Annotated in this window: 2 protein-coding genes; both read right to left on the reverse strand. The window is 41.8% G+C overall.

Going from position 1 to position 5,405, the window contains the following annotated elements; translation table 11 throughout:
- Nucleotides 1-172: 172 nt before the first annotated feature.
- Nucleotides 173-1,648, reverse strand: a complete 1,476-nt coding sequence (gene gatB / locus UYI_RS0121720) for an Asp-tRNA(Asn)/Glu-tRNA(Gln) amidotransferase subunit GatB (RefSeq protein WP_016868785.1) — start codon at nucleotides 1,646-1,648, stop codon at nucleotides 173-175.
- Nucleotides 1,649-2,698: 1,050 nt separating this feature from the next.
- Nucleotides 2,699-4,840: a polyphosphate kinase 1 gene (ppk1, locus tag UYI_RS0121730; RefSeq protein WP_016868787.1), complete on the reverse strand. Its 2,142-nt coding sequence runs from the start codon at nucleotides 4,838-4,840 to the stop codon at nucleotides 2,699-2,701.
- Nucleotides 4,841-5,405: the final 565 nt, after the last annotated feature.

The raw sequence follows: 5,405 nt of genomic DNA on the forward strand, positions 1-5,405 counted from the left end.
TTGGGAGGGAAGGGATCGGGGAAAGGGAAATGGGATGACAAGGGGGACGACTTGGAGGAAAAGGAGGACAAGGGGGAAAAGGGGAATATTACACTCCTCACACTCCCAGACGCTTCAAACAGCGCGTCTCTACATTACTCCCCATCTCCCCATCTCCCCATCTCCCCAATCCCTAAGCATTCAACTTCTTCTCTACCAATTGGTTAGTCAGCTTGGGATCAGCGCGTTTGTTAGTTTTTTTCAGGACTTGTCCCACAAAGAAACCTTTGAGATTGACATTACCGTTGCGGTACTTCTCTAATTCTTTGGGGTTTGCAGCAATCACTTCATCGATAATAGGTTCTAGAACGCTGGGGTCAGTGATTAACTCTTGACCTGCAAACGCTTTTTCAGGAGAAACACCACTCAATAAATCAGGCAATTTTTCTTTAGCTTGAGCATTGCTAATTTTGCCTTTTTCAATTCGACTGATGACATCAGCGAGATTGGCAGGTGTGAGGGCAATTTCGCTAATCCCGAGTTTATTTTTGTTGAGATAAGCAGCGATATCTTGAGTAATCCAGTTTGCAGCAGCTTTGGGGTTAGCACCGGCAGCGATCGCCGCTTCAAAATACTCAGCAGTAGCGCGTTCCTCTGTCAACACTCGCGCATCGTAAGTTGATAGCCCCAACTCATCTTCATAGCGACGGCGTTTTTCGGCTGGTAGTTCCGGCAGTTGATTGCGCCATTCTAGTAATTGTTCGTCTGATACTTCAATTGGCGCTAAATCTGGTTCTGGGAAGTAGCGATAATCGCTAGAACCTTCTTTACTCCGCATACTAATTGTGCGTTGAGCGCCTTCTTCCCACAAGCGGGTTTCTTGAATAATGCGTTCACCCGCTTCTATCGCTGCTATTTGCCGTTCAATTTCGTATTCAATCGCCTTTTGGATGGCGTTGAACGAGTTCATGTTTTTAATTTCTACTTTCGTGCCAAACTTTTCTTGACCGACAGGACGCACAGAAATATTCACATCACAACGCAGTGAACCTTCTTGCATATTGCCATCGCTGACACCAAGATAACGCATAATCCGGCGTAACTCTTGGGCATATTCCGCAGCTTCTTGTCCGGAACGCAAATCTGGTTCTGAGACAATTTCTACCAAAGGCACACCAGCGCGATTGTAGTCTACCAAAGAATAGGAAGAACCAGACAGGCGATCGCTACCCGCGTGTACTAATTTGCCTGCATCTTCTTCCATGTGCAGACGAGTGATACCAATTTTTTTACGGATGGGGTTGCCATCTTGATCTACCAACTCAATTTCTAGCCAACCGTGTTCAGCAATGGGTAGGTCATATTGAGAAATTTGGTAATTTTTGGGAAGATCAGGATAAAAATATTGTTTGCGATCAAACTTGCTGTATTTAGCAATTTGACAGTTGAGTGCCAAACCAGCTTTGACGGCGTATTCTAAAACTTTTTCGTTGAGAACTGGCAGCACACCGGGCAAACCCATGCAGATAGGGTCAATATTAGTATTGGGATCTGCCCCGAATTCTGTGGAACTACTAGAGAAAATTTTAGTTTTGGTATTTAGCTGACAATGGGTTTCTAGACCAATTATCGCTTCGTACTCTGTTTTTACTGTTGTAGCAGCAGTCATAAAAACACAAATTATGGTTAATTCTTGTTCAGGCTACTATTTTAGACTGGGATGGGCAGTGCTTGAATACGGTTATTAGGGGATTGGGAGGTGGAGAGGTGGGGGAGTATGAGGAGTGGGGAATAACCAACCACTAACTACTAATGTACAGATGTGATTAATCGCGTCTCTACCCACTAACAACCAACAATCAACAACTAACTACTAACCACTAACTATTAGCGATCGCTAGTAGTTCACCAAATTGATTTTGATAGGTCGGCTAGATCCCCGACTTTTTTAAAAAAGTCGGGGATCTGACGCCTCGCAAGCTGTCAAAACTTGTGCGGTAGAGTACTAGTGTACCAGCTTCCAGTAGCTTGCCTGTATTGCTGGATATATGAGCTGCATCTGTACAGAATTATGACAAAAACTAAGTTGTTTTCAAAAAATCGCGTTGCTCCCAATCGATAGTTTCCTTTTTGAATTTTCTGATCCTTGGGTAATTCTATTGCGCTTAGCAGTTAGGTAAGATTTAATTTTTTCCAGTTGCCGCATTTTCTCGGTAATCTCATCAAGTTTGCAATCAATGACTTTTAATTTCAAGGGCGATCTGTCTGCTTTCTAGACAAGCGCGTAAGTTATTGCACATATATACTCAAACGCCAATATACTGAGTTACCCCTCTACCTACACTCAAATCAATCAGCGATCGCTTGAATGCCAAAAATTGGTCTATCGCTCAATACATTTCAGTTAGTACAATCCAGTATTTGGAGATCCCCCATTATCCCCCTTTTTAAGGGGGACTTTTTTCCGGTTCCCCCCTTTTTTAAGGGGGCTAGGGGGGATCAAAACCTTAACTGAACCGTATTAGTCTATCGCTACTATATATTGGCTGGATCTGTTGGATTTCGTTCTTGGAGAATGTCTTCAAACCGGAGTTGAATCAGATATTTCCCTTCAGGATTGCAAACTTAAGTGCCAGACGCGCAGTGTCCCGGAGAGAACCTCAAAACTTCGCTGGAAACACGGAGTTTTTCGAGTTTATTGTTTCCCATCTCTAATTTTTCATGATTTTGATGCTATTTCCATGAGTATATTTTGGGTATGACGTTCTGGTTCATTCTTGGCAGGATGTCGCTGGATGTAGGAACCATCTGATTTCAGTTCCCAAGCTTGGCGATTGTCAGCCAACATGATTTCAAGAATGTTTTGTAAATTTTGTAAAATCTTTGGATCTTCCACTGGTGTAACGGCTTCTACCCGTCGATCTAGGTTGCGAGGCATCCAATCAGCACTACCGATATATATTTCATTCTGTCCATTATTGTGGAAGTGAAATATCCGTGAGTGTTCTAAAAAGCGACCGATAATACTAATCACACGGATATTTTCGCTCACATCGGGAACACCAGGGCGTAAGCAACATATACCCCGAATAATCAAGTCAATTTCTACACTAGCTTGGGATGCTGCGTACAATGTAGCAATGATTTGGGGGTCTACCAATGAGTTCATTTTGGCGATAATCCGACCCTTTTTACCGTTTTGGCTGTGTTCGATTTCCCGGTGAATCAGGGCAATCATGCGATCGCGCATTGTTACAGGTGACACTAGTAGCTTACGGTAATAATTTTGGCAAGAATAGCCAGTTAGGTAATTGAATAAATCTGTTAAATCTACGCCTAATTCTTCTCGGCAACTCAGCAGTCCTAAATCAGTGTATAACTTGGCTGTTTTGGGATTGTAGTTACCAGTACCAATGTGAACGTAACGGCAAATTCTCTCTCCTTCCTGACGTACCACTAGCACTATTTTGGTGTGAGTCTTCAATCCTACCAATCCATAAACGACATGCACACCGGATTTTTCTAATTTCTGCGCCCAGTTAATATTATTTTCTTCGTCAAAACGGGCTTTTAACTCTACAAGAGCAGCAACTTGTTTACCACTTTCTGCCGCAGCAATCAACGAACTGACAATTTCAGAATCGCCAGAAGTGCGATAGAGTGTTATTTTAATCGCCAGCACCTGAGGATCACGGGCAGCTTGGGCAATAAATTGTTCTACAGAAGCGCTAAAGGATTCGTAGGGATGATGTACTAGCAAATCATTTTGCTGAATGACAGAGAAAATATTCTCTGCTTCGTCTAATTGACTAATATTACTTGGTTGATGAAAATGACGCAGACGAGGTGGAATTACAGGTGTCCAAGGTTTGTCTTTGAGTTCAGGCAATGGCAAACCCATGAAGAACATTAAATCCTTTAAATTAATTAAACCATCTATTTCATAGACATCACTTTCAGACAGTTCCATTTCTTGGATCAGCATCTTTCGCACAGATTTGGGCATTGATGGTTGAATTTCCAACCGCACCACAGAACCACGAAAGTGTCGCCCGCGTAATTCTTGTTGAATTGCTAGTAGTAAGTCATCTGCTTCTTCTTCTACTACCGAGATATCAGCCTTACGAGTCAGTCGAAACAGGTGACATTCTTTAATGATCATGCCTGGAAACAAGGCATCTAAATTGTGAGCTACTACCTGTTCAATTGGTACACCAGTCCAATGGTTTAATTTACCGTTTTGCGGTTCTAACTCTTTGGGTAAGGTAATAAATCGAGGCAGAATATTCGGGACTTTGACTCTAGCAAACTTTTCTTCTCCTGTAATTGGATCTTTGACAACTACAGCCCAGTTGAGACTGAGATTTGCCATTAAGGGGAAGGGGTGACTCGGATCTACAGCTAGAGGTGTAAGAACTGGAAAAATCCGTTGTTTAAATAATTCTTCTAGGTAAGAACGCTGTTCCCTACTGATATCTGTGTAATTGAGAAGATGAATACCGTGAGATGCCATTTCTTTGCGTAGCACCTTCTCAAACAGATGATGTTGTTCTACAACCATCGGACGCAAAAGTTGAGCGATCGCTTCTAATTGTTCCTGTGGCGTGCGTCCATCTGGAGTTCGTTGACTTAAGAGTGCTTGCACTTGATCTTTAAGTATTGCCACACGAACCATGAAAAATTCATCTAAATTAGAACTGAAGATAGCAGTAAATTTAAGTCTTTCAAGTAACGGTGTACGGTTATCTGACGCCTCATGCAAAACTCGACGATTGAACTCTAACCAACTTAATTCACGATTAAAGTAATACTGTGAGTCTTTGAGATTTATAACTTTAGCTATCTCTTTAGATTTAGTCATGTTAGTTTCATTACTTCTGAGATATTTTTTCGACTCAAGCTAGGAATTTTGATAACCTAATATCCTTAAAGTAATTGAGATAATTTTTGATTTAGTTTTTTGTGTAACTATATCAGTCTCTTAATTTTAGATTAATGAAACTTAAAGAAAAAATTAAGCAAATTTTAAATGTAAATTAAGTGTCAATTAATGCTCCAGCTGCCAAGCCTCAGGATAATTGGCGATCGCGCACTTCCAAATAATGACCAAGGGTTGGTAGCTGATGGATTTTGCATAGTTCATACCTGGATTGGGAAATGCAAGGCATACCATACATAAAAAATGTGGCGACTTCCAGCTAAGGCTGATACACAGAGGTAGTCCTTCAGTAGAGCAATACTAGTGGTTCATGTCATTAATTTTGATAGGCTGCGAGATCCCCGACTTTTTTAAAAAGTCGGGGATCTGGCCCCTCGCAAAGAGTCAGAACTTATATGGTCGAGTACTAGCCTGCTAGGCATTCTAACCCGAATAGGAGCAATGCGGCTTTGGAGTTGCAGTAAGCACGATGCGTCATATAAGTAGG

The sequence above is a fragment of the Fischerella muscicola PCC 7414 genome (genome assembly GCF_000317205.1).
In the GTDB taxonomy this organism is placed as follows: domain Bacteria; phylum Cyanobacteriota; class Cyanobacteriia; order Cyanobacteriales; family Nostocaceae; genus Fischerella; species Fischerella muscicola.

Coding starts and splice junctions, on each gene's coding strand:
- gatB (WP_016868785.1), bottom strand. CDS start 1,648: ATGACTGCTGCTACAACAGTAAAAACAGAGTACGAAGCGATAATTGGT.
- ppk1 (WP_016868787.1), bottom strand. CDS start 4,840: ATGACTAAATCTAAAGAGATAGCTAAAGTTATAAATCTCAAAGACTCA.